Annotated in this window: 18 protein-coding genes and 1 pseudogene; 10 read left to right on the top strand and 9 right to left on the bottom strand. The window is 70.6% G+C overall.

Annotation, left to right across the window (positions count from 1 at the left end):
* A complete protein-coding gene (locus FCN18_RS29685) occupies nucleotides 1-195 on the top strand; it encodes a helix-turn-helix transcriptional regulator (RefSeq protein WP_137096646.1) in 195 nt (64 codons plus the stop codon).
* Nucleotides 195-1,445: a tyrosine-type recombinase/integrase gene (locus FCN18_RS29680; RefSeq protein WP_137096645.1), complete on the top strand. Its 1,251-nt coding sequence runs from the start codon at nucleotides 195-197 to the stop codon at nucleotides 1,443-1,445. The genes FCN18_RS29685 and FCN18_RS29680 overlap by 1 nt, the downstream gene beginning before the upstream one ends.
* A gap of 92 nt (nucleotides 1,446-1,537) precedes the next feature.
* Here the strand turns inward: FCN18_RS29680 and FCN18_RS29675 are convergent, their stop codons facing one another.
* From FCN18_RS29675 to FCN18_RS29665, 3 genes are all read right to left on the bottom strand, one after another.
* Nucleotides 1,538-2,743, bottom strand: a complete 1,206-nt coding sequence (locus FCN18_RS29675) for an acyl-CoA dehydrogenase family protein (RefSeq protein WP_137096644.1) — start codon at nucleotides 2,741-2,743, stop codon at nucleotides 1,538-1,540.
* A gap of 9 nt (nucleotides 2,744-2,752) precedes the next feature.
* On the bottom strand, nucleotides 2,753-4,048 hold the full coding sequence (locus FCN18_RS29670) for an acyl-CoA dehydrogenase family protein (RefSeq protein ID WP_137096673.1): 1,296 nt from the start codon (nucleotides 4,046-4,048) through the stop codon (nucleotides 2,753-2,755).
* 252 nt (nucleotides 4,049-4,300) lie between these two features.
* On the bottom strand, nucleotides 4,301-5,497 hold the full coding sequence (locus FCN18_RS29665; protein WP_112271039.1) for a TetR/AcrR family transcriptional regulator: 1,197 nt from the start codon (nucleotides 5,495-5,497) through the stop codon (nucleotides 4,301-4,303).
* Between the two features lie 134 nt (nucleotides 5,498-5,631).
* Between FCN18_RS29665 and FCN18_RS29660 the strand changes: the two genes are divergently transcribed.
* Together FCN18_RS29660 and FCN18_RS29655 are read left to right on the top strand one after the other, a co-directional pair.
* Nucleotides 5,632-6,843: an acetyl-CoA C-acetyltransferase gene (locus FCN18_RS29660; RefSeq protein ID WP_112271040.1), complete on the top strand. Its 1,212-nt coding sequence runs from the start codon at nucleotides 5,632-5,634 to the stop codon at nucleotides 6,841-6,843.
* 2 nt (nucleotides 6,844-6,845) lie between these two features.
* Entirely contained in the window at nucleotides 6,846-9,014 is a 2,169-nt protein-coding gene (locus tag FCN18_RS29655) for a 3-hydroxyacyl-CoA dehydrogenase NAD-binding domain-containing protein (RefSeq protein WP_137096643.1), read from the top strand.
* Nucleotides 9,015-9,094: 80 nt separating this feature from the next.
* Here the strand turns inward: FCN18_RS29655 and FCN18_RS29650 are convergent, their stop codons facing one another.
* The 5 genes from FCN18_RS29650 to FCN18_RS29630 form a co-directional block, all read right to left on the bottom strand.
* Complete coding sequence (locus tag FCN18_RS29650) at nucleotides 9,095-9,820, bottom strand: PP2C family protein-serine/threonine phosphatase (protein WP_228714187.1); 726 nt, start codon at nucleotides 9,818-9,820, stop codon at nucleotides 9,095-9,097.
* A 111-nt stretch (nucleotides 9,821-9,931) separates the two neighbouring features.
* Nucleotides 9,932-11,485, bottom strand: a complete 1,554-nt coding sequence (locus tag FCN18_RS29645) for an acetolactate synthase large subunit (protein ID WP_137096642.1) — start codon at nucleotides 11,483-11,485, stop codon at nucleotides 9,932-9,934.
* Nucleotides 11,486-11,504: 19 nt separating this feature from the next.
* Nucleotides 11,505-12,878: an FAD-binding oxidoreductase gene (locus tag FCN18_RS29640; RefSeq protein WP_137096641.1), complete on the bottom strand. Its 1,374-nt coding sequence runs from the start codon at nucleotides 12,876-12,878 to the stop codon at nucleotides 11,505-11,507.
* Between the two features lie 536 nt (nucleotides 12,879-13,414).
* Nucleotides 13,415-13,912, bottom strand: a complete 498-nt coding sequence (locus FCN18_RS29635) for a DUF3830 family protein (protein ID WP_110337753.1) — start codon at nucleotides 13,910-13,912, stop codon at nucleotides 13,415-13,417.
* A gap of 27 nt (nucleotides 13,913-13,939) precedes the next feature.
* Nucleotides 13,940-15,193, bottom strand: a complete 1,254-nt coding sequence (locus FCN18_RS29630) for an aspartate aminotransferase family protein (RefSeq protein ID WP_112271044.1) — start codon at nucleotides 15,191-15,193, stop codon at nucleotides 13,940-13,942.
* Nucleotides 15,194-15,312: 119 nt separating this feature from the next.
* Between FCN18_RS29630 and FCN18_RS29625 the strand changes: the two genes are divergently transcribed.
* Entirely contained in the window at nucleotides 15,313-16,776 is a 1,464-nt protein-coding gene (locus tag FCN18_RS29625) for an NAD-dependent succinate-semialdehyde dehydrogenase (RefSeq protein WP_112271045.1), read from the top strand.
* Nucleotides 16,773-17,828, top strand: a complete 1,056-nt coding sequence (locus tag FCN18_RS29620) for a tartrate dehydrogenase (protein WP_137096640.1) — start codon at nucleotides 16,773-16,775, stop codon at nucleotides 17,826-17,828. Before FCN18_RS29625 ends, FCN18_RS29620 begins: the two co-directional genes overlap by 4 nt.
* 116 nt (nucleotides 17,829-17,944) lie before the next feature.
* Here FCN18_RS29620 and FCN18_RS29615 read toward each other — a convergent pair whose 3' ends face one another.
* Nucleotides 17,945-18,550 (bottom strand): Pr6Pr family membrane protein, encoded by a 606-nt coding sequence (locus FCN18_RS29615; RefSeq protein WP_137096639.1) that lies wholly within the window; start codon nucleotides 18,548-18,550, stop codon nucleotides 17,945-17,947.
* Nucleotides 18,551-18,691: 141 nt separating this feature from the next.
* Here FCN18_RS29615 and FCN18_RS29610 point away from each other — a divergent pair, with 141 nt between their 5' ends.
* The 4 genes and pseudogenes from FCN18_RS29610 (at nucleotide 18,692) to FCN18_RS29600 (ending at nucleotide 23,688) form a co-directional block, all read left to right on the top strand.
* On the top strand, nucleotides 18,692-22,948 hold the full coding sequence (locus FCN18_RS29610; protein WP_137096638.1) for an HAD-IC family P-type ATPase: 4,257 nt from the start codon (nucleotides 18,692-18,694) through the stop codon (nucleotides 22,946-22,948).
* A gap of 16 nt (nucleotides 22,949-22,964) precedes the next feature.
* A pseudogene (locus FCN18_RS40895) lies at nucleotides 22,965-23,126 on the top strand (type II toxin-antitoxin system Phd/YefM family antitoxin); the annotation flags it as partial.
* 29 nt (nucleotides 23,127-23,155) lie between these two features.
* Nucleotides 23,156-23,284 (top strand): hypothetical protein, encoded by a 129-nt coding sequence (locus FCN18_RS40620; protein ID WP_267285378.1) that lies wholly within the window; start codon nucleotides 23,156-23,158, stop codon nucleotides 23,282-23,284.
* Nucleotides 23,281-23,688: a PIN domain-containing protein gene (locus FCN18_RS29600; protein WP_113643756.1), complete on the top strand. Its 408-nt coding sequence runs from the start codon at nucleotides 23,281-23,283 to the stop codon at nucleotides 23,686-23,688. The genes FCN18_RS40620 and FCN18_RS29600 overlap by 4 nt, the downstream gene beginning before the upstream one ends.

Here is a 23,688-nt window from a genome sequence, read left to right as displayed (position 1 = left end):
ATGGGCACGGTATCGAGATTCGAGCGGCTGTGGACGATCGAGGAGGTCTCCGACTACCTCGGCATCCCGGTGAAGACGCTTTACCAGTGGAAATGGAGGGGCGAGGGGCCGCCTGTGCGCAAGATCGGGCGGCACCTGCGCTACGACCCGGCCAAGGTACGCGCCTGGATCGATGGCCTGGCGGAGGCGGCCTGATGGGGCACATCCAGGACCGCTGGTTCCGGCCTGCTCGCGACCCGGAGACGGGCAAGATCCGGCTCGACGGGCGGAACAGGCCGGTCATGGAGCGAACGGAGCTGTTCGGCAAGGGCAAGCGTTACAAGGTGCGCTACCTCGACCCGGACGGTGAGGAGCGGTCGAAGTCCTTCCCGGACAAGCAGAAGAAGCGGGCCGAGGACTTCCTCATTGAGATGGAGTCGGACAAGCGGGAGGGCAAGTACGTCGATCCGCAGGCGGCGCGGAAGAAGTTCCGGCAGATCGCCGAGAACTGGTTGATGGGGCAGTCGCCGGACGCTGCCACGCGGGCCGTGCTGCGCAGCCGGTTGGAGAGCCAGATCTACCCGCGCTTCGGTGACCTGCGGATCGGGTCGATCAAGCCGTCCACGGTGCGCGAGTGGCTGGGTTACCTCGACAGTCGGAAGTTCAGCGAGAACTACAAACTCGTGCTGTTCACGGTGCTGTCCGGGGTCCTGGACTCGGCCGTGGAGGACAAGCTCATCCGGGAGAACCCGTGCCGGGCCAAGACGGTGCGCCGCCCGGTCGGCCGGAGTCCAAAGGTGGTGGTGTGGTCGGAGGAGCGCGTGAGCACCGTGCGCGGCGGGCTGGAGGAGCGCTACTCCGTGATCGTGCCGCTCGGTGCGGGTCTCGGGCTGCGGCAAGGGGAGATCCTGGGCTTCTCGCCGGATGACCTCGATGATGACGAGATGACCGTGCATATCCGGCGACAGATCCGGATCATCGGCCGGACGCTGGTGTTCGCGCCGCCGAAGGGAGGCAAGACGCGGATCGTGCCCGTGTCGACAAGTGTCCTCGCGGAGATCCGCGACCACGAGGCGCGGTATCCGGCGGTGGCGGTCACGTTACCGTGGCGGGAGCCGGAAGGGGAGTTGGCGACGGTGCGGCTGCTCGTCACCGGTGAAGAGGGACGGCTCTACTCGGGTGACCTGTTCGCCAAGGTGGTGTGGCGGGGCGCGTTCCGGGCGGCCGAGCTGGAGTATCGCGGGCGCGCGGACGGGATGCATGCGCTGCGGCACTTCTACGCGTCGGTGCTGCTCTCGCAGGGTGTCTCCATCAAGGAGCTGGCCGACTACCTCGGGCACGCGGACCCCGGCTTCACCTTGCGGACCTACACGCACCTGGTGCCGTCCAGCCACGAGCGCGCTCGGGTGGCCGTCGACGGAGTGTTCGGACGGCCTGAGCCCGATGACGGCCTACAGGCGGCCTGATCATGAAACCAGGGTTCGTGATGCTCCGAGAGAAGGAAACCGCCCGTCCACTGCGAGACACAGTGGACGGGCGGTTTCCCTTGCTACGTAAGCTACTTCAGCTCGGCTGAGGTCTTTCCGAGAAGGCGACGGGCCACGATCAGTTGCTGGATTTGTTGCGTGCCTTCGAAGATGTCCAGGATCTTCGCGTCCCGGCTCCACTTCTCCAGCAGTAGTTCCTCCGTGTAGCCCAGCGTGCCCGCCAGTTCGACGCAGCGGAGCGTGATGTCGACGACCGAGCGGCCCGCCTTCGCCTTCGCCATCGACGCCTGCAGCGAATTCGGCTTGCGGTTGTCCGCCATCCACGCCGACTCCAGCGTCAGCAGGTACGCCGCCTCGTAGTCGGCTTCCAGCTGCAGAAACGCCGCCGCCGCGGCGTGCTGGGTGTTCGCCGGCCTGTCGTAGTCCACCGTAACCCCGGCCTCGGCCAGCAGACGCCCGGTCTCTTCGAGGGCTGCCCGAGCCACACCGATCGCCATCGCGGCCACGAGCGGGCGGGTGTTGTCGAAGGTCTGCATGACACCGGCGAAGCCCTTGCTGGTGTCGATCTCCGGCGTGCCCAGCAGGTTCTCCTTCGGCACCCGGCAGTTCTCGAACCGCAGCACCGCCGTGTCCGACGCTCTGATGCCGAGCTTGTGCTCGAGCCGCACGACCTCGAAGCCCGGCGTGCCCTTCTCCACCACGAAGGACTTGATCGCCGCCCGGCCCTTCGACTTGTCGAGCGTGGCCCAGACCACCACGGCGTCGGCGCGCTGGCCCGCCGTCACGAAGATCTTCTCGCCGTTGAGCACGTACTCGTCGCCGTCGAGCGTCGCGGTCGCCGTGATCGCGGCCGAGTCGGAACCACAACCCGGCTCCGTGATCGCCATCGCCGCCCACACGCCCGCGAAGCGCTGCAGTTGCTCGTCGTTGGCGACCGACGCGATCGCCGCGTTGCCCAGCCCCTGGCGGGGCATCGACAGCAGCAGCGCCACGTCGCCCCAGCACATCTCGATCGCGCCGAGCACCGTGCTCAGGTTGCCGCCGTTGCGATTGCCCTTCGTGTTGTCCTCCCTGCAGCGCACCCCGGCCGCACCCGCGCCGCCCTCGCCCGACGAATTGAGCCCGTCGAGCAGCGCGGCCAGCATGTCCAGCTCCGCCGGGTACGAGTGCTCGGCGCGGTCGTACTTGCGCGAGATGGGCCGGAAGACCTCGGCCGCGGCCTGGTACGCCTGGTTGACCAGCGTCTGGGCCTTCTTCGGAATCTCGAGATTGATCACTGCAGCCCCTTAGAGAAGAACAATGCCTTCGAGCACGCCGATCGCGCGCAGGTCCCGGTACCACCGCTCGACGGGGTGCTCCTTCACGAAGCCGTGCCCGCCCAGCAGCTGCACGCCCGCGCTGCCGATCTGCATGCCCTTGTCGGTCGCGAGCTTGCGCGCCAGCGCGACCTCCCGCGCGTACGGCTTGCCCTGCTCGGCCCTCGCCGCCGCCTTCAGCGTCACCAGCCGCAGGCCCTCGAGCTCGATCGCGATGTCGGCGACCTGGAACGCAACGCCCTGACGGTGGCTCACCGGCTCGCCGAACGCCTGCCGTTCGTTGACGTAGGGGATCACGTAGTCGAGCACGGCCTTGCCGGTGCCGCACGCGAGCGCGGCCCAGCCGAGCCGCGAGAGCCGCACGACGTCGGCGAAGACTTCCTGCTTCCCGCCGCCCAGCAGCGCGCCCGCGGGCAGGTTCACCTTGTCCAGTAACAACTTCCCCGTCGCGGCGCCCCTCAGGCCCATCGCGGGTTCCGCCTCGATGCTCACGCCGTCGGTGGAGGACTCGACGATGAACAGTGCGGGGCCGCGGCCCTCCAGGTCCGCGGACACGACGAACAGCTCCGCCTGCGCCGCGCGCGGGACGAGCGACTTCGCGCCGTCGAGCCGGTAGCCCTTCGGGGTCCGCCTGGCCTTCACCGAGGGCTTGAACGGGTCGAACAGCGGGGTCCGCTCCTGCAGCGCGAGCGCCGCCGCGGGCACGTTCTCCCCGACGAACGACGGCAGGTAGGTGGCCTGCTGCTCCTCGTCGCCCCACTGCACGAGCGCGGTGCTGACGGCCGACGGGGCGAGCACCGCGACGGCCAGCCCGAGGTCGCCGTGCGCGAGCGCCTCCGCGACGAGCGCGTTGGTGACCACCGAGCGTTCGGTGCCGACCCCGCCCAGCTCCTCGGGGATGCCGACGAGCGTCACGCCCAGCTCGCTGGCGCGCCCGAGCAGGCCGTCCGGCGGGGCCAGCTTGGTGTCGGCCTCCGCGGCGGCGGGCCGCAGCTGCTCGGCGGCGAACTCGCTGACCGTCTCGACGATCAGTTGCTGGTCCTCGGTGGGCGTCAGGTCGAACAGCCCGGCGTCGGGGGCCGGCGCCAGCCTGGCCGGCTTGCCGAGCCGCGACGTCGCCCTGAACACCCTGCTTGTCGCACCCACCGCGCGGAAACCGCTCCTGGTGGCCGCCGACACCACGTTCTGGACGGGTTTACGCAGGCCCGCACGCTCTATCGCCTTGCTGCCTGCGAGCCGCGTGAGAGCGGCGAGGCCCCATCCCATCGCGTCGCGCCTGCGCTGCGGAGTCTGTCGGCTCACGGTCATCCCCTCCACTACCTACTCGCCAGTAGGTTAACGCCTCGCGGGGGCCGCGCGCCAGAGGGGCCTGTGCATGTCCGGGTGCGACCAGAAGCGGCGACCGCCAGGTAGCGAGGAGGGCGAGCCCGATGACCCTCGGTGACCGCGGTCAGACGACGTGATGGCCGCATGCGGCATGGCGGCACGCGGCACGGCTGATGCGGGAGGCTCGTTCCCTCAAGCGATATCGAGCGCCGCCGACATGAGCGCGACGAGCTCGGCGGCGAGCCCCGGCCTTCCGCTGACCCGCCGGGTCCGGGTGAGATCGTTGGCGATCGTCAGCGCTGCGTGCACGGTGATCTTGGCCTCGCGCTGGTTCAGCTCCGGGTGCGCCGCCTCGAGCAGCGAAACCCACCTGGCGACGTAGTCACGCTGGATGCGCACCAGGTCCGTACGGTCGCGGTCCTCGATGTGCACCCGGTCGACGGAGAACGACACCAACAGCTCGGGCGGCCCGGTGAGCGTCTGCACGTAGGACTCGGCGAGCCCGCGCAGTGCCTGCCGCTCGTCGGACGGCGCGCGCGTCAGCAGCGCGTGATCGGCGGCCAGCGCCAGCCGGTCGGCCGCCCGGCGGCCGATGGCGCTCAGCAGGCCGGCCTTGCTCGGGAAATGCCGGTACACGCTGGGCCCCGCTATACCGGCGGCCTTGCCGATGTCCTCCATGCTCACGGCGGTGAAGCCGCGCTTGCGGAACAGCTCGGCCGCGGCCGTGAGCAACTGCTCGCGACGCGATGGCTGGGTGAGCGGCGTGGGCGGCTCAGGGGCGGGTGGGCCGTCGGGCTCCGGCAGGCCGGTGTGCAGCACCCGCAGCGCGATGTCCACGAGCAGCTGGCCGAACCGCCGCTTCGCGACGCTCGTGTGGTGCACCGACACGCTGCCGAACACCGACAGCACCGCCCAGCACAGCAGCTCGGCGTCGTCGGCGGCCAGCTCGGGCCGCACGCGCATGAGCAGCTTCGCCCACGTCGCGAGCATCGCCGTCGAACGTTCGCGGACGGCCTGCTGGTCGTCGGCGCCGAGGTGGCGGCCCTCCCAGCGCCACAGTGCCGCGACCTCGCGGCGCTCCACCGACTTGGTGGCGAGGCTGGTGAGCAGCGCCCTGATCTGCTCCGGCGTCGGTGTCTCGGCGAGCTCGAACGCGCGCTCGGTGGCGGCCTCCATCTCCTCGATGCCGCTGAGCAGCACGTGGCCGAGGATGGCCTGCTTGTCGGCGAAATGCCGGTACAGCGCGGGGCCGGTGACCCCGGCCGCCGCGGCGATGTCGTTGATGCCGACGCCGTGGTAGCCGCGGGCGCGAAACAGCTCCGACGCGACGGCGGCCAGCTGGCTCTTGCGGTCGCGCGGGCGCTTGTTCTTCGGGGCTCGCTCGTTCATACGTGATCCAACCTTAGCGTCGGTTGACCGTATGACAACCCGTTGACAGCATGGGAAGGAGGCGGATTATGTTAGTAGCGATTAGCTTGGATTAGCGCAGTGATGGAGACAGTGGGCCAGGAAGGACCGTTGGTGTGAGTACAGAGGCGTTCATCTACGAGGCGATCCGCACGCCTCGTGGCAAGAACAAGGGCGGATCCCTGCACGGGACCAAGCCGATCGACCTGGTGGTCGGCCTGATCGACGAGCTGAAGGCGCGGCACCCCAACCTGGACCCCGCGCTGATCGACGACATCATCCTGGGCGTCGTGTCGCCCGTCGGCGACCAGGGCGCCGACATCGCGCGCGCCGCCGCGATGGCCGCCGGCCTGCCCGACACGGTGGCCGGTGTGCAGCTGAACCGCTTCTGCGCCTCCGGGCTCGAGGCGGTCAACCAGGCCGCGCAGAAGGTGCGGGCCGGCTGGGACAACCTGCTGATCGGTGGCGGCGTCGAGTCGATGTCGCGCGTGCCGATGGGCTCCGACGGCGGTCCGATGTTCACCGACCCGGCCACGAACTACGACACCTACTTCGTGCCGCAGGGCATCGGCGCCGACCTGATCGCCACGATCGAGGGCTTCTCCCGTGAGGACGTCGACGCGTTCGCCGTGCGTTCGCAGGACCTGGCCGAGAAGGCGTGGGCGGGCGGCTACTTCGCCAAGTCGGTCGTGCCGGTCAAGGACATGAACGGCGTGACGATCCTCGACCACGACGAGCACCGGCGTCCCGGCTCCACCGTGGAGTCGCTCGGCAAGCTCAAGCCGGCCTTCGAGGGCATTGGCGAGATGGGCGGCTTCGACGCCGTGGCGCTGCAGAAGTACCACTCCGTCGAGAAGATCAACCACGTGCACACCGGTGGCAACTCCTCGGGCATCGTCGACGGCGCTGCGCTCGTGCTCGTCGGCAACGAGGAGGTCGGCAAGACCATCGGCATCGAGCCGCGCGCGAGGATCGTCGCGACGGCCGTCACCGGCACCGACCCGACGATCATGCTCACCGGTCCGACGCCCGCCACGCAGAAGGTGCTCAAGAAGGCGGGCCTGACCGCCGACGACATCGACCTGTTCGAGCTGAACGAGGCCTTCGCGTCCGTCGTCCTCAAGTGGATGAAGGACCTGAAGCTGCCCGAGGAGAAGGTCAACGTCAACGGTGGTGCCATCGCCATGGGTCACCCGCTCGGCGCCACCGGCGCGATGATCCTCGGCACGATGGTGGACGAGCTGGAGCGCCGCCAGGCCCGGCGGGCGCTCGTGACGTTGTGCATCGGCGGCGGCATGGGCCTCGCCACGATCATCGAGAGGGTTTGAGCATGGCCGAGGCCAAGACCATCCGCTGGGAACAGGACGCCGACGGCATGGTCCTGCTGACGATGGACGACCCGAAGCAGTCGGCCAACACGATGAACGCCGACTACCGGGAGTCGATGGGCGCCATCGTCGACCGGCTCGAGGCGGAGAAGGACTCGATCACCGGCGTGGTGCTGACGTCGGCGAAGAAGACGTTCTTCGCCGGTGGTGACCTCAACGACCTGATCAAGGCCACCCCCGAGCACGCCGAGGAGATCACCCAGCAGGGCAACGAGCTAAAGGCGCAGCTGCGCAGGCTGGAGACGTTCGGCAAGCCGGTGGTCGCCGCGATCAACGGCGCCGCGCTGGGCGGCGGGCTCGAGATCGCGCTCGCGTGCCACCACCGCATCGCCGCCGACGTCAAGGGCAGCGTCATCGGCCTGCCCGAGGTGACGCTGGGCCTGCTGCCCGGTGGCGGCGGCATCGTGCGCACGGTGCGCCTGCTCGGCATCCAGAACGCGATCCTGAACGTGCTCGTGCAGGGGCAGCGGCACAAGCCGGCCAAGGCGCTTGAGCTCGGCCTCGTGCACGAGCTGGTGTCCAGTGTGGACGAGCTGGTGCCGAAGGCCAAGGAGTGGATCAAGGCCAATCCCGAGGCAGTGCAGCCGTGGGACGCCAAGGGCTACAAGATCCCCGGCGGCAGCCCGTCGAACCCGAGCTTCGCGGCGAACCTGCCCGCGTTCCCCGCGAACCTGCGCAAGCAGCTCAAGGGGGCGCCGATGCCGGCCCCGCGCGCGATCCTGTCGGCCGCCATCGAGGGCGCGCAGGTGGACTTCGAGACCGCCTCGCTCATCGAGACCCGGTACTTCACGAGCCTCGTGATCGGCCAGGTCGCGAAGAACATGACCAAGGCGTTCTTCTTCGACCTGCAGCACATCAACTCCGGCGGCTCGCGGCCGGACGGTTACGAGAAGTACCAGGCGAAGAAGGTCGGCGTGCTCGGCGCGGGCATGATGGGCGCCGCGATCGCCTACGTCTCCGCCAAGGCCGGCATCGAGGTGGTGCTCAAGGACGTCTCGCAGGAGAACGCCGAGAAGGGCAAGGGCTACGCCGCCAAGCTGGAGGAGAAGGCCCTTAAGCGCGGGAAGACCACGCAGGCGAAGTCCGACGAGCTGCTCGCGCGGATCAAGCCCACGGCCGACCCGGCGGACTTCAAGGGCGTCGACTTCGTGATCGAGGCCGTGTTCGAGAGCCAGGAGCTCAAGCACAAGGTCTTCCAGGAGATCGAGGGCGTGGTGAATCCGGACGCGGTGCTGGGCTCCAACACCTCGACGCTGCCGATCACCGGGCTCGCCGAGGGCGTGCAGCGGCAGGAGGACTTCATCGGCATCCACTTCTTCTCGCCGGTGGACAAGATGCCGCTCGTGGAGATCATCCGCGGCGAGAAGACCTCGGACGCCACGCTGGCCAAGGTCTTCGACTACACGCTGCAGATCAAGAAGACCCCGATCGTCGTCAACGACAGCCGTGGGTTCTTCACCAGCCGCGTGATCGGCACGTTCATCAACGAGGCCGTCGCCGCCGTGGGTGAGGGCGTGGAGCCGGCCAGCATCGAGCAGGCCGGTTCGCAGGCCGGTTACCCGGCGCCGCCGCTGCAGCTGATGGACGAGCTGACGCTCACTCTGCCGCGCAAGATCCGGCAGGAGACGCGGGCCGCGGTGGAGGCCGCGGGCGGCACGTGGACCGAGCACCCCGCCGAAGCCGTCATCGACAGGATGATCGACGAGTTCGACCGCAAGGGCCGCTCCAGCGGGGCCGGTTTCTACGAGTACGACGAGAGCGGCAAGCGCACCCGCATCTGGCCGGGGCTGCGTGAGGCGTTCAACTCGGGCTCCGCGACGATCCCGTTCGAGGACCTCAAGGAGCGCATGCTCTTCGCCGAGGCGCTCGAGACCGTGAAGTGCTTCGACGAGGGCGTGCTCACCTCGGTGCAGGACGCCAACATCGGCTCCATCTTCGGCATCGGGTTCCCGGCGTGGACCGGTGGCGTCATCCAGTACATCAACCAGTACCCGGGCGGCCTGAAGGGCTTCGTCGCACGCTCGCGCGAGCTGGCGGAGCGCTACGGTGACCACTTCAACCCGCCGCAGTCCCTGGTGGACAAGGCCGAGAAGGGCGAGATCTTCGAGTAGGTCCGCCGACTGTCCCCCAAGGCCACCTTTGGTGCGTTCAACGCACCAAAGGTGGCCTTGGGTGCATTGAGGGGCAGCTTTCAGAGGAGGAGGCGGTCTACCACGATCGCGGTGGCGTTGTCTCGGCTGCCGAACGTCCTCGCCGCGGTGACGAGCGCGCTGGCCGTGTCGCCGGCCTGAACCCCGTCGGCAAGGATCCCCTTGAGCTGCACCAGGTCGAGGAGCTTGTGCACGCCGTCGCTGCTCAGCACCAGCCTGCCGGGGCCGGCGCCGACCCGCGCCCGGCCGATGTCCTCGGCCTTCGCCGTGCGCACCGAGTCGGTCACCATGTGCTCCAGCCTCGGCGACGGCTCGACGCCGCTCCGGCGCCAGAACTCCGCGAGCGTGTGGTCCACCGTGATCTGGTGCAGCACGCGGCCGTTCCAGCGGTAGGCCCGGCAGTCGCCCACCCACGCGATGTCGACCGTCTCCTCATCGGTGCCGACGGGCGGGAACACGGCGACGACCAGCACGGCGTCGGCGTTCGGCTGCTCGAACTGCGCCAGCAGCTCCCGCTGCGCCCGTAGCAGTCCGCCGACGGCTCCGTGGTGCACGGCCTCCGCGGCCGTCGTGCTCGCCGCAAGCCGGGCCGCGCGGGCGGCCAGCAGGTGGTCCCCGACGCCGTCGGCGACCACGAACGCCATGCGCCCGCTGGCTTCGTCCGTGTGGGTGGCCACGGCGTCGGCGTTGATGTCGCGCGGGCCCCGGTCGCTCGCCGCGTCGGAGCGCGTGTGGACCGTCAGCGGCAGGTGGGGAGTGGTCAGCACGGCCGTGCCTCCTCCGGGCGGTGGCCGACCCCCGACGATCGGCCGTTACCTGTTCAACGCCGGAACGGCCGCGCCTACTCCAAGAGTTTCCTGTGAATTCCCGTCACCCGGTCACAGCAGTGGCGGGATCGCCGCGTCGATCAGGTGCGGACCTGGCTCGGCGAGCGCCCGCGAGAACTGCTCGGCCAGCTCCTCGGCGGTCGTCGCGCGGGTCGCCGGTACGCCGAGGCCCTCGGAGATCTTCACGAAGTCGAGCTCGGGCGGGGAGAGGTCGAGCAGGCTCTTGGCCTTCGGTCCCGAGCCCTCCGCCCCAACCCGCTGCAGTTCCATCCGCAGGATCGCGTACGCGCGGTTGTTGAGGATCACCGTGGTGACGTTCAGGTTCTCGCGCGCCTGCGTCCACAGCGCGGAAATCGTGTAGAGCGCACTGCCGTCGGACTCCAGGTTGATCACCGGGCGGTCCGGTGCCGCGATCGCGGCGCCCGTCGCCACCGGCATGCCCTGGCCGATCGCGCCGCCGGTGAGGGTGAGCACGTCGTGGCGGGGCGCACCGGCGGTCGCGCCGGGCAGCAGCAGCCCGGACGTGTTGGCCTCGTCGGAGATGATCGCCTGCTCGGGCAGCAGCGCGCCGATCACCTGCACCCAGTTCTGCGCGGTCAGCTCCCCGCTCGGCAGCTCGGGCCGCTGCGGCTGCGCGAGCACCGGCTCCGTACCCGCGGCGACCAGCTCGGCCAGGTCCTCCAGCGCGCCCACGACGTCGTCCTCGACGGCCGCGAGCGTGTGCACCTGCGCGCCCTCTGGCACGAGGTCGCTCGCCTTGCCGGGGTAGGCGAAGAACGACACCGGCGGCCTGGTGCCCGCGACGATCACGTGCCGCGTGCCGTCGAGCTGGTAGGCCACCTGCTCGGCGAGGTAGCCGAGCCGCTCGATCGCGGGCACACCCGCGCCGCGCTCGAGCCTGCCGGGAAAGGTTTCGATGAACGGCTTCGCCCCGGTCGCCTCGGCGATTCGGCTCGCGGCGCGCAGCCCGGTCTCGCGGCACGCGTCGCCGCCGAGCAGCAGCGCCACGGGCTCGCCTGTGCGGAGCACCTCGGCGACCGACTTCACCGTGGCCTCGTTCACGGGCTTCGCCGTGCGCGGCGGGATGGGCGGGCACGGCCTGCCGCCGTCCCCCCACGAGATGTCCGCGGGCAGGATCAGCGTCGCGACGCGTCCCGGCGCGTCCTGCGCGGCGGCCACCGCGGCGGCCGCGTCCGCGCCGACGTCGGCGGTGCTCTCGCTGCGTCGCACCCAGCCGTTCAACGAACCGGCGACGGCCTCGATGTCCGACTCCAGTGGCGCGTCGTAGCGCTTGTGGTAGGTCGCGTGGTCGCCGATGACGTTGACGACCGGGGTGTTGGCGCGGCGCGCGTTGTGCAGGTTCGCCAGGCCGTTGCCGAGGCCGGGGCCGAGGTGCAGCAGGGTCGCCGCGGGCTTGCCCGCGATCCGCGCGTAGCCGTCGGCGGCACCGGTGACCACGCCCTCCGCGAGCCCCAGCACGCCCCTCATCTCCGGAGCAGTGTCGAGCGCGGCGACGAAGTGCATCTCGGACGTGCCCGGATTCGAGAAGCACACGTCGACCCCCGCGTCGACGAGCGTGCGGATCAGCGACTGCGCGCCGTTCATGGTCCTCCTCGGGAAGTGGTCAGTCGAAAAGCACGCCGGGGTTGAGGATCCCGGCCGGGTCGAAGGCGGTCTTGATGCGCTTCATCAGCTCCACCTTGGCCGGATCCTCGAGCTCCAGCCAGTGTTCCTTCTTCGCGCGGCCGATGCCGTGCTCGCCGGAGATCACGCCGCCGAGCCCCATGCCGGCGGCGAAGATGTCATGCAGCAGGCTCGCACGCTTGGCCGGGTCCTTCTGGAAGATGGCGAGGTGCACGTTGCCGTCGCCGGCGTGCCCGCAGCCGACCACGCCCGACTCGGTCTTGGCGGCGATCTCCCTTGCCCTGCCGAGGAACTCGGGCATGGCGCCCCTGGGCACCACCACGTCGATCACGTCGTCGGCACCCGCCGACTTGGCCGTCCAGAACGCCTTCTCGCGGGCCTCGATGAGCTTGCGGGCCGAGCCGCCCTCCAGCACGTAGACGTCGGTGGCGCCGAGCCCGGACAGCAGCTCGCCGAGCGCCTGGACGTCGCCGTCGAGCCGGTCGGCCTCCCGGTTCTCCAGCCCCACCACGAGGTACGCCTGCGAGGCGTCGCGTACCTCGTCGGGGATGCCGAGGGACAGTCGCGCGGTGTAGGTGATCGCGGCCATCGTGAGCGCGTCGATGTACTCCAGGATGTGCGGGGCGAGCCCGCTCGACACGATCGCGGGTACCGCGGCCATCACCTGGTCGAGGTCGCTGAACGGGGCGAGCACGGTCGCCCCGTGGGTGAGCCTTGGGTGCAGCCGGACGGTGATCTCGGTGGCCAGCGCGAGCGTGCCCTCTGAGCCGATCACGAGCTGTGTGAGGTCGTAGCCGGTGGAGGTCTTGACGATCTTGCCGCCGGTGCGGATGACCTCGCCGGTGGCAAGAACCGCTTGCAGGCCAAGGACGTTGTTGCGCGTGACGCCGTACTTGACGGCCCGCATGCCGCCCGCGTTGGTGCCGACGTTGCCGCCGACGCTCGCGCTCATCTCGCCGGGGTAGACGGTGTAGCCGAGGCCGCTCTCGGCCGTCCGTTCGTCCAGTTCGGACAGTGTGACACCGGGCTGTACCACCGCGACGTGGTTGGTGGTGTCGATCTCGAGGATCGCGTTCATGCGCTCGAAGGAGACAAGGATCCCGTCGGGATGGGGCCGGGCGGCGGCGGAGAGCCCGCTGCCGGAACCTCGGGCGGTGACGGGGATCCGGTGTTCGGTCGCCGTGGTCAGGATGGCGGCGACCTCGTCGGTGGTGGCCGGCTTGGCCACGTACCGGGGCTTGACGGGTTCGCCGACGAGTGCTTCGTCGCCCGCGTAGTCCTCGGTGACGGCCTCGCCGGTCAGGAGGTGCTGTTCGCCGACGATGTCGGCCAGTCGCTGCGCAACGTCGCCCATGGCGGAAGCCTAGTACGACGGCGCGACTGAAAGCCATTCATGTTCGCCGCCGGGGCGGGGCCGGTCCGCGCCAACGTGCCGACCCCGCCCTCGGCTTCAGCTAACTCGGCCTCAGACCAGCCAGCCCAGGATGTTGGCCAGGTGCGCGAGGATGCCGGTGAGGATGTCGCCGCCGTGGGTGACGAAGATCTGCATTTCGAGGGGCTCCTTAACAGGAAATCGGTTACACGGATTGCCGTGTGCACACAGCTGCTTTCGAAAGCCAGGCAAGGCTTTCAGCGCGGCTGAGCCCCTGTCAAAGAGCCGGAGAACCGGCGGGGCGAAACCCGAAATCCCCTCAGTTTAAACACGTAAGGCTTTCGGGTTTTGCCCCGGCCCTGGGGTTCCGCTCCGTTGGTGACGGTCTGTAGTGGCCAACGGAGCGTTCACCCCGGGTGATGGTGATCTTGATGCGGTATTCGGGGGCTGTCGGCCCACGAACGTGTCAAAGCGGTGGTACTAAAGGTGAATCCGCGTCTTCCACCCGTCCGAGTGACTCACGCGCGGGCGTAGGTCATGGTCTCGCCCTCTACGCCGCGTAGCCAGAGGTCCTGCGCGGCCGCCGCCATCTCCGGCAGCCCTTCCTCGATCGTGGCGAACACGTTGCCGGGCACCCAGCCCGCGTCGCCGTTGATGAGGAGGTTGTTACGGCCGTAGAAGATGGCGAGATCGGTGGCGCCCTGCGCGCTGTGTGCCTCGCTGCCCTCGTCGTAGCCGTAGGCCGGGTTGCCGATCTCCCACGGCTCGAAGCCGAAGTACACGACGTCACCGGGGATCGGCGTGATCGTCGGGTTCTCGCGGCCCGGCTTCGGGTCTGCGAACGGCGGCACGAGCGTGTAGACCTCGTTGCGCGCGTACTTGGCGTGGTAGGCCGAGCCGCTCTGCGGCAGCGCGTCCCACACCGCCTGACAGGTCCGCGGCGCCTCGTCGTCGAGCAGCCGCGCACGGCACGAGACGCCGCGCTTGTCGAGGGTGATCGTGATGTAGCGGGCCACTGGGCTTCTCCTCGAAACTCTCTTCGGTTATTTGGTGACGGTCGCGACCACGTCGGTCCAGATCTCGAGTGCCTCGTCGATCTGCTCGGACGTGACGATCAGCGGCGGGATCATCCGCACGACGTTCATGTAGGCGCCGCACGTGAGCATCAGCAGCCCGCGCTCGGCGGCGAGCTTCTGCGCGGCCTGCGCCGTGGCGTTGTCGGGCTTGCCGTCGGCGGTGGTGAACTCAGAGCCGACCAGCAGGCCGAGGCCGCGGACGTCGCCGATCGCCGGGGTCTTGTCGCCGATGGCGCGCACGCCGTCGAGCAGCTGGCGGCCACGGGCGGCGGCGTTCTCGACGAGGCCCTCCTCCTTGATCACCTCGAGGGTGGCCAGCGCGGCGGCGCACGCGACGGCGTTGCCGCCGTAGGTGCCGCCCTGCGAGCCCGGCCACGCCTTGGCCATGAGCTCCTGCGAGGCGGCGATGCCCGAGATCGGGAAGCCGCTCGCGAGGCCCTTGGCGATCGTGATGACGTCGGGCCGGACGTCGAAGTGCTCGTGGCCCCAGAACCTGCCGGTGCGGCCGAAGCCGGTCTGGATCTCGTCGACGACCAGCAGGATGCCGTGCTCGTCGGCGCGGGCACGCAGCCCGGCCATGAACTCGGGGTTGGCGGGCACGTAGCCGCCCTCGCCCAGCATCGGCTCGATGAAGAACGCGGCCGTCTCGCCCGGAGAGGTCTGCGTGGCGAAGAGGTAGTCCAGCTCGCGCAGCGCGAAGTCGGTGGCGGTCTTCTCGTCCCAGCCGTAGCGGTAGGCGAACGGGAACGGCGCCACGTGCACGCCGCCCATGAGGGGCGAGAAGCCAGCGCTGAACCGGGTGCCCGAGGTGGTCATCGTCGCGGCTGCGACGGTGCGGCCGTGGAAGCCGCCCTGGAACACGATGACGTTGGGCCTGCCGGTGGCCTGGCGGGTCAGCCGCAGCGCGGCCTCCACCGCCTCGCTGCCGGAATTGGAGAAGAAGAGGGAGTCGAGGCCGCTTGGCAGCACCTCCGTGAGGCGCTCGGTCAGCTCGAGCAGCGGCTTGTGCATCACGGTGGTGTACTGGCCGTGGATGAGCTTGCCGATCTGCTCCTGGGCGGCCCGCACGACCTTCGGGTGGCAGTGGCCGGTGCTCGTCACGCCGATGCCGGCGGTGAAGTCGAGGTGGCGGCGGCCGTCGACGTCGTAGAGGTAGACGCCCTCGCCGTGGTCGACGACGACCGGCGTGGCCTGCTTGAGGATGGGGGACAGCTTGGCCATGGCAGCGGCCTCCTTCGGACATGGAAGGGGTAGGACCTGGAGGGTTGTAGATTGTCAACAATATTCGTAGCATGGCCGTCGTAGCGCGGTCAAAACCAAGGGAGCCCAGGAGCTGTGGAATGAGCACGGTCAGCGAGTCCGGCGTGGTCAGCGCGGTGAACAAGGAGCTGTTCATCGGCGGGAAGTGGACCGCCGCGAGCGGTGGCAGGACGTTCCCCGTCCAGGATCCGGCGACCGGTGAGGTGTTGTGCGAGGTCGCCGACGCCTCGCCCGAGGACGGCATCGCCGCCCTCGACGCCGCGGTCGCCGCGCAGGCGGACTGGGCGGCGCACCCGCCGCGCGAGCGGGGCGAGATCCTGCGCAGGGCCTACGACGCGCTCATGGCGCGTCAGGACGAGCTCGCGCTGCTCATGACCCTGGAGATGGGCAAGCCGCTGGCCGAGGCGCGGGGCGAGATCGCCTACGCCGCCGAGTTCTTCCGGTGGTTCGCCGAGGAGGCCGTCCGTATCGATGGCGGCTACGCCACCGCGCCGAACGGCAGCGGCCGCTTCCTCATCGCCAAGCAGCCCGTGGGGCCGTCGCTGCTGATCACGCCGTGGAACTTCCCGATGGCCATGGGCACCCGCAAGATCGGGCCCGCCGTCGCCGCCGGGTGCACCATGGTGATCAAGCCGGCCGCCCAGACGCCGCTGTCGATGCTGGCGCTCGCCCAGATCCTCGCCGACGCCGGCCTGCCGGAGGGCGTGCTCAACGTCGTCACCACCTCCAGCGCGGGCTCCGTCATGGAGCCGCTGATCCGCGACGGCCGCGCGCGCAAGCTCTCCTTCACCGGCTCGACCGCCGTCGGCCGCAAGCTGCTGGAACAGTGCGCCGACAAGGTGCTGCGCACGTCCATGGAGCTGGGCGGCAACGCGCCGTTCCTCGTCTTCGACGACGCCGACCTCGACGCCGCCGTCGAGGGCGCCATGCAAGCGAAGATGCGCAACATCGGCGAGGCGTGCACCGCCGCCAACCGCTTCTACGTGCAGCGCGGCATCGCCGACGAGTTCGCGCGCAGGCTCACCGAGCGCATGGCCGCACTGCCGATCGGCCGGGGCACCGAGGACGGCGTCGTGGTGGGCCCGCTCATCGACGAGGCCGCGATCGAGAAGGTCAGCGAGCTCGTGAGCGACGCCGCGGGGCGCGGCGCGAAGGTGCTCACCGGTGGGGCCACTGTGGACGGTCCGGGGCACTTCTACCAGCCGACCGTGCTCACCGACGTTCCCCAGTCCGCGCGGATGACCAGCGAGGAGATCTTCGGCCCGGTGGCGCCGATCTCGGTGTTCGACACCGAGGACGAGGCCATCGCCAAGGCCAACGACACCGAGTACGGGCTCGTGAGCTACGTATTCACCAGCGACCTCAAGCGCTCGCTGCGCGTGTGCGAGCGGCTGGAGACCGGCATGGTGGGCCTCAACCAGGGCATCGTGTCCAACCCGGCGGCGCCGTTCGGGGGCGTGAAGCAGTCCGGCCTCGGGCGCGAGGGCGGCACGGTCGGCATCGACGAGTTCCTCGAGACCAAGTACATCGCGGTGAGCCTGTGAACGACTACCGGATCGCCTCGATCCCAGGCGACGGCATCGGCGTCGACGTCCAGATCGAGGCACGCAAGGTCCTTGACGCTGCCGCGAAACGGTTCGGCTTCGGTCTGGAGTGGACGGAGTTCGACTGGAGCTGCGAGCGCTACGCCAAGACCGGCACGATGATGCCCGAGGACGGCATCGAGCAGCTGAGCGGATTCGACTCGATCCTGCTGGGCGCCGTTGGTTTCCCCGGCGTGCCCGACCACGTCTCACTGTGGGGCCTGCTCATCCCGGTGCGCAGGGCGTTCCAGCAGTACGTCAACCTGCGGCCCGTGCGGCTGCTGCCCGGCACCACGTCGGTGCTCGCCGGGCGGTCGGCCGACGAGCTGGAGATGGTGATCGTCCGCGAGAACTCCGAGGGCGAGTACTCCACGCTCGGCGGCAGGCACAACTCCGGGCAGGCGAGCGAGTTCGCGTTGCAGGAAGCCGTCTTCACCCGGATCGGCGTCGAGCGGATCGTCCGGTACGCCTTCGAGCTGGCGCGCACGCGCAGCGGCCGCGTGACCTCGGCGACCAAGTCCAACGGCATCATCCACACGATGCCGTTCTGGGACGAGATCTTCGCCGAGGTCGCCGCGGAGTACCCGGATGTGAAGGCCGAGCTGACCCACATCGACGCGCTCGCGGCGCGGATGGTGCAGCAGCCGGACCGGCTCGACGTCGTCGTGGGGTCCAACCTGTTCGGCGACATCCTGAGCGACCTCGCGGCGGCCGTCACGGGCGGGCTCGGCATGGCGCCGTCGGGCAACCTCAACCCGGAGCGCGAGCACCCGTCGATGTTCGAGGCCGTACACGGCAGCGCGCCGGACATCGCGGGCCAGGGCATCGCGAACCCAGTGGCTCAGGTGCTGGCGGCCACGATGATGCTGGAGCACCTCGGCGAGACCGACGCCGCGACGGCCATCAACGCGGCGGTGGAGAAGGTGCTGAGCGAGGGCGTGGCGCTGACCCCGGACCTCGGCGGCAAGGCCACCACCGCACAGCTCGGCACAGCGATCGCGGAGGCGATCTAGCTTCATCCAACCGCAGTGAAGGCCACCATGCCTGCGTTCAACGCAGGCATGGTGGCCTTCACTGCTGTTCGGCCGTGACCAGCGTCCGGCCGAGCGCGAGGCTCGTCGGCCACGGCTCAGGCTTCCACGACCGGGCCCGGCTGTCCGCGCTTGGCGTTGCCCACCGTCGTGATCAGCCACGTCAGCGCCACGAACACCACGGCGATCACCAGGCTCATCACCGCGACGGCGCCGTAGCCGTTCTGGTCCGGGTCGAGGAACGGGTAGGGATACCAGTGCAGGATCGGCCCTCTCAGGAGGGTGAACGCGAGGTAGGTGACCGGGAACACCAGCCACCACAACGCTTTCCGCAGTGCGATCCGGCTGCGCGGCGGGTCGGCGAGCCAGTCCACCGCCACCAGGATCGGGAGCACCACGTGCAGGATCCGGTTGGCGTACAACGGGGTACCGACGTCGACGCCGCGCAGCAGGATCGCGTAGACGATCCCCGTGGTCAGCATGTAGAGCACGGCCGCGCCCCTGACCGGTCCAGGCACCTCGGTGAACGCGCCCGCCAGCAGCACGAGCGCGGCGAAGACGTTGGAGAGCACCGTGAAGTACCCGAAGTGCGTTACCGGGTTGAAGCGCGGGCCCAGGTGGACGATCAGATAGATCTCCGCGGAGACGACCAGTCCGAACCCGGCAAGGCGCAGCAGCGTGAGCACCCTGGATCTCGTGAGCACCCTGTCATTGAAGCGGCAGGACCAGCGCCCCCGCAGTGTGTCTCGAGGGGTTTGCCCCGGACGGGTCACGGCCGCTCGCGATGATCAAGGACTTGCCCTGCTCATGCATACCTTTCGGCGGATCTGGGCACTACTTCCCGCATGAAGCTGTTCGGGGTGTCCGTACCGGGTCCGTTGTCCGTCGTCGGCGCGACCGTGGGAACCGCTCGCGGGCTCGCCGCGCTGGCCACGCGGCCGCGACGGCACGTGTGGTCCTGCCCGGGGCGGTTGCACATCGAGGCGCACGGCGTGCACGGCGCGGGCAGTGACCGCATCGCCAGGCGGATCGAGCGGGCGCTGGAGGAACACGCGGGTGTGGAGTGGGCTCGGGTCAACGCGCCGTCCTCGCGTGTGATCGTCGCGGTGACCGACCCGCCGCCGAGGACCCACGAGCTCGTGCGGATCGTCGAACGCGCCGAGTCGGAGCCGTCCTGCCCCGAAGAGGAGGCGGCCGAGGACGAGCTGCACCACCCGGCCGACGGGCTGCGCGGCACGCGGCTGCTGCCCACGCTCGCGACCGATGTCTTCGGACTCGGTATGTCGCTGGTCACGCGCCTCGCGCCGTGGGCGCCCATGCCCTCCGAGCTGGCCTCACTGCCCGCGCTGATCGACCACCACCCCGCGCTGAAGGAACGGATGGCGCAGCGCGCGCACAGCCACGAGCGGGCCGACTCGATGACGTCGATGTTCGCCGCGCTGGCGCAGGGACTGGCAGGCGGCGGCGAAGGCGCTGTGCTCGACGCCGTGCAGCGGATGGGCCAATGGCGCGAGGCGCGGGCGCACGAACGGGCGTGGTGCGACGCCGAGAACGGGCTCATCACGGGACCGGACTTCGCCGGAGCCGAGCCGTGTGCGATCGAGCGGCCGGTGCCGCTGCCCGAGGGCGACGTCGAGCAGTACCAACGCAAGATCCTCGCGCTCGGTGCGGCGGCGAGCGCGGTGACGACGCCGTTCGCGGGGCCGCGCAGGGCGATCGCGCTCGGCTACTCGGCCGTGCCCAAGTCGGCCGAGGTGGGCAGGGCCGCTTTCGCGAGCGCGCTCGGCGCGGTGCTGGCCCGCAGGGGAGCGCTCGTCATGGACCGCCTGGCGCTGCGCAGGCTCGACCGCGTCGACACGCTCGTGCTCGACCGGTCCGCGCTGGAGACGGGCCGGTCGGTGCTGAAGGACCTCGCGCCGCTGCCGGACGCCGACCAGCACGCCGTGGCCGAGCTGGCGTGGCGGCTGTTCGATCCGGCCGCCGCCGAGGAGGTGCGCACCGAGGGGGAGTGGCGGCTCGGGCCGCTCGACGCGCTCGACGTCGACGGCGGCGACGACGAACGGAAGCGGCTCGAACAGCAGGGCGCGACCGGGGTGCTGGGGCTTGTCAAGGGTCAGCGGTTGCAGGCCGTGCTGGCGCTCGGCGGGGAGTCCCTTCCCGGCGTGCACACGCTGACGGCGGCCGCGCAGCGGTCGGGCCTGCGCGTGGTGGACGCCGACAAGCCGTTCGCGAGCGTGCGGGAGCTGCAGGAGCAGGGCGCGGGCGTGCTGCTGGTCTCCACCGACCGGCGTGCGCTCGGCGCCGCCGACTGCGGCGTCGGCACCCACCGTGACGGCGAGCCCGCGCCGTGGGGCGCGCACGTGCTGGCCGGTGACGACGTCGGCACCGTCGCACTGCTCGTGGAGGCGGTCACCGCGGCGAAGACCGTGAACTCCGACAGCATCCGCATCGCGCAGGCGTCCACGGGCGTCGGCGTGGTGACGGCGCTGCAGCCGGGCCGCACGAGCCCGACCTCGCGCGGCATGCGGGCGGTCAACGCCGGTGCCGGCATCGCGCTCGTCAACGCGCGGCGCAGGGCGAGCAGGCTGGAGGTGCCGGAGGGCGCGGTCCCGGCCACCGTGCCGTGGCACCTCATGCCCGTCGAGGCCGTGTTGGAGCGCCTCGACGTGACGGCCGAGGGGCTCACCGAGCAGCGGGCCCGCCGCCGGGCGCGCGGCGGGGACGGCGGCCGGATCGGCAAGAGTCTCGGCGAGGCGTTCGTGGAGGAGCTGGCCAACCCGCTGACGCCGGTGCTCGCCGGCGGTGCCGCGCTGTCTGCCGCGGTCGGCTCTCCGGTGGACGCCGCACTGGTGGCCGGGGTGACCGGGCTGTCCGCGCTGATCGGCAGCATCCAGCAGGTGCGGACCGAGCGGGAGCTGGCCGATCTGCTGCGCCGCTCGTCGGTCAGCGCGACCGTGCTACGGGACGGCGAGGAGCGCGTGATCAGCGCCGACGACCTCGTGCCAGGCGACGTGGTGGCCGTGACGGCCGGCGACGTGGTGCCCGCCGACTGCCGCCTGCTGGAGGCCGATGGGCTGGAGGCCGACGAGTCGTCGCTCACCGGGGAGTCGCTGCCGGTGGCCAAGGACCCGGCCCCGGTGGTGGCCGGCGAGCTCGCCGACCGGACGTCGATGCTGTACGAGGGCACGACGGTGGCGGCAGGGCAGGCGACGGCCGTGGTGGTGGCCGTCGGCGACGACACCGAGGCCGGGCGCAGCATGGCGATCGCGCGGCAGGGCGCGCCGAGCACCGGGGTCGAGCGGCGGCTCACCGAGCTGACGGAGAAGAGCATGCCGCTCGCCGTCGGCTCGGCCGCGGCCGTGGCAGGCGCCGGGCTGCTGCGGGGCGTGCCACTGCGGGAAAGCCTCGGCGCGGCGGTGAACCTCGCCGTCGCTTCCGTTCCGGAGGGCCTGCCGTTCCTGGTCAACGCCGCCCAGCTGGCAGCGGCGAGGCGGCTGGCCGAGCACGGCGCGCTCGTGCGCAACCCGCGCAGTATCGAGGCGCTCGGCCGGGTCGACGTGCTGTGCTTCGACAAGACCGGGACCCTCACCGAGGGCAAGCTGAGTGTCAGCGAGCTCGACGACGGCGAGCGGCGGTGTCGCGTCGACGCGCTGCAGGAGCCTGTGCGGCCGGTGCTCGCGGCCGCGCTGCGCGCGACGCCGCACGCGGACAGCCCCGATGACCTGCCCCACGCGACGGACCGGGCGATCGTCGAGGCGGGACAACGGCTGAAGATGTCGGCCGCGGCCGGCGCGTCCGGGTGGACGCTGGAGGCGGCGGCGCCGTTCGAGCCGTCGCGCGGCTACCACGCGGCGGTGGGCCGGACGAAGAAGGGCCTGCTGCTGAGTGTCAAGGGCGCTCCGGAGGAGGTGCTGCCGCGCTGCTCGCTCGACGGCCGTGCCCGCAAGCGCATGAGCGGCCGGATGCGGGCGCTCGCGAAGGCGGGGCACCGGGTGCTCGCGGTCGCCGAGCGCGCCGTGGACACCGGCGAGGTCTCCGCCGACCTCGTGCGGGACCTGACGTTCCGGGGCTTCGTCGCCATCTCCGACCCCGTGCGAGGAAGCGCGGCACCGGCGGCCGCGCAGCTGCGGGACGCCGGCGTGCACATCGTGATGATCACCGGTGATCACCCGGTGACCGGCGAGGCGATCGCGTCGGAGATCAACGGCGAGCGCGACCTGCACGTGGTGACCGGCGCCGACATCGACGAGCTCGACGACGAGCGGCTCAAGGAGGTACTGCCCGGCGTCGACGTGGTGGCGAGGTGCAGCCCGGCGCAGAAGGTGCGGATCATCCAGGCGTACCAGGGCCTCGGCAAGACCGTGGCGATGACCGGCGACGGCGCCAACGACGCGCCCGCGATCCGGCTCGCCGACGTCGGCATCGCGCTCGGCGGGCACGGCACCCCGGCCGCGAAGGCTGCGGCCGACCTCGTGGTGACCGACGACCGGCTGGAGACGATCATCGCGGCGCTCGTGGAGGGGCGCGCGATGTGGGCGTCGGTGCGCTCGGCGCTCGGGGTGTTGCTCGGCGGGAACCTCGGCGAGATCGGCTTCAACGTGCTGGGCGCCGCGCTGACCGGCCGCTCGCCGCTCACCGCACGGCAGTTGCTGCTGGTGAACCTGCTGACCGACCTGGCGCCGTCGCTGGCGATCGCCTTGCGGCGGCCCGACAACGAGACCGTGGAGGAGCTGCTGCAGGAGGGCCCGGAGAGTTCACTCGGCGGCAGGCTCTACCGGGAGATCGGCTTCCGGGCGGGATCGACGACGGCGGGCGCGACGGCCGCGTGGTCGCTCGCGCGGGTCACCGGCAGGCGGCGAAGGGCCTCGACGGTGGCGCTGGCGGCGCTGGTGGGAACGCAGCTCGGGCAGACGCTGCTGACCGGTGGGCGCAGCCCGGCGGTGCTCGCGAGCGGCCTCGGCTCGGCGGCGGTGCTCGCCGCGGTGATCCAGACGCCGGGGGTGAGCCGGTTCTTCGGCTGCACGCCGCTGGGCCCGGTCGGCTGGGGCATCGCGCTGGGCAGCGCGAGCGCGGCGAGCGTCCTCGGAGCGGTCGTGCAGTGACGGACGCGCTGCTGCGATGTCAGGCATGGATGCCGAGTTGTCAGACGAGCGCATCACCGCCCGCGAGCTGCAGCGCAACGCCGCGGAGGTGCTGGACCGTGCGCGCAATGGTCAGAGCTTCCTGGTGACCAGGCGCGGCGAGACCGTCGCGCGCATCCTCCCGCCCGACCCCGCGGACAAGGCCATCGAGCGGGCGGTGGCCGCCGGGTGCTCGACCCGTCGGTGCTGGATTCGCTGCCCGCAGTGGACGAGCTGCCTGAACGGGAACCCTCGGAACCGGGGAACCGGGCCGGCAGCGAGGCGATCCTGGCCACGCGCGAGGACGGCGCCGGATGAGGTTCGTCTATCTCGACAGCTGTGCGGCGATCAAGCTCTTCAAAGAGGAGGTGGAGTCGGACCGGCTCTCCCTGTGGCTGGCCGGGCAGACGCCCGCCCGCCAGCTCACGAGCTACCTCACTCGTACCGAGCTGCGCCGGGGGCTGCACGCCATCGGCGCCGGTTCCGAGATGCTACAGCGAGCGGAGCAATGGCTACAGCGCTGCGCGCACGTGGCACTGCCCGCCGCCGTGTATGACCAGGCGGGCGATCTCGCGCCGGGTGCCCGCCTGCGCTCGCTGGAAGCGCTGCACCTCGCCGCCGCGCTCAGCCTGGGCTCCGCGCTCGCCTACCTCGTGTCCTACGACAAGCGGCTCGTGGCCGCTGCCGCCGAGCACGGTGTGCCCGTGGCCAGCCCGGAGTGA

Source organism: Prauserella endophytica (assembly GCF_005146945.1).
Taxonomy (GTDB): domain Bacteria; phylum Actinomycetota; class Actinomycetes; order Mycobacteriales; family Pseudonocardiaceae; genus Prauserella_A; species Prauserella_A endophytica.
This window is presented reverse-complemented; position numbering and strand designations above follow the sequence as displayed.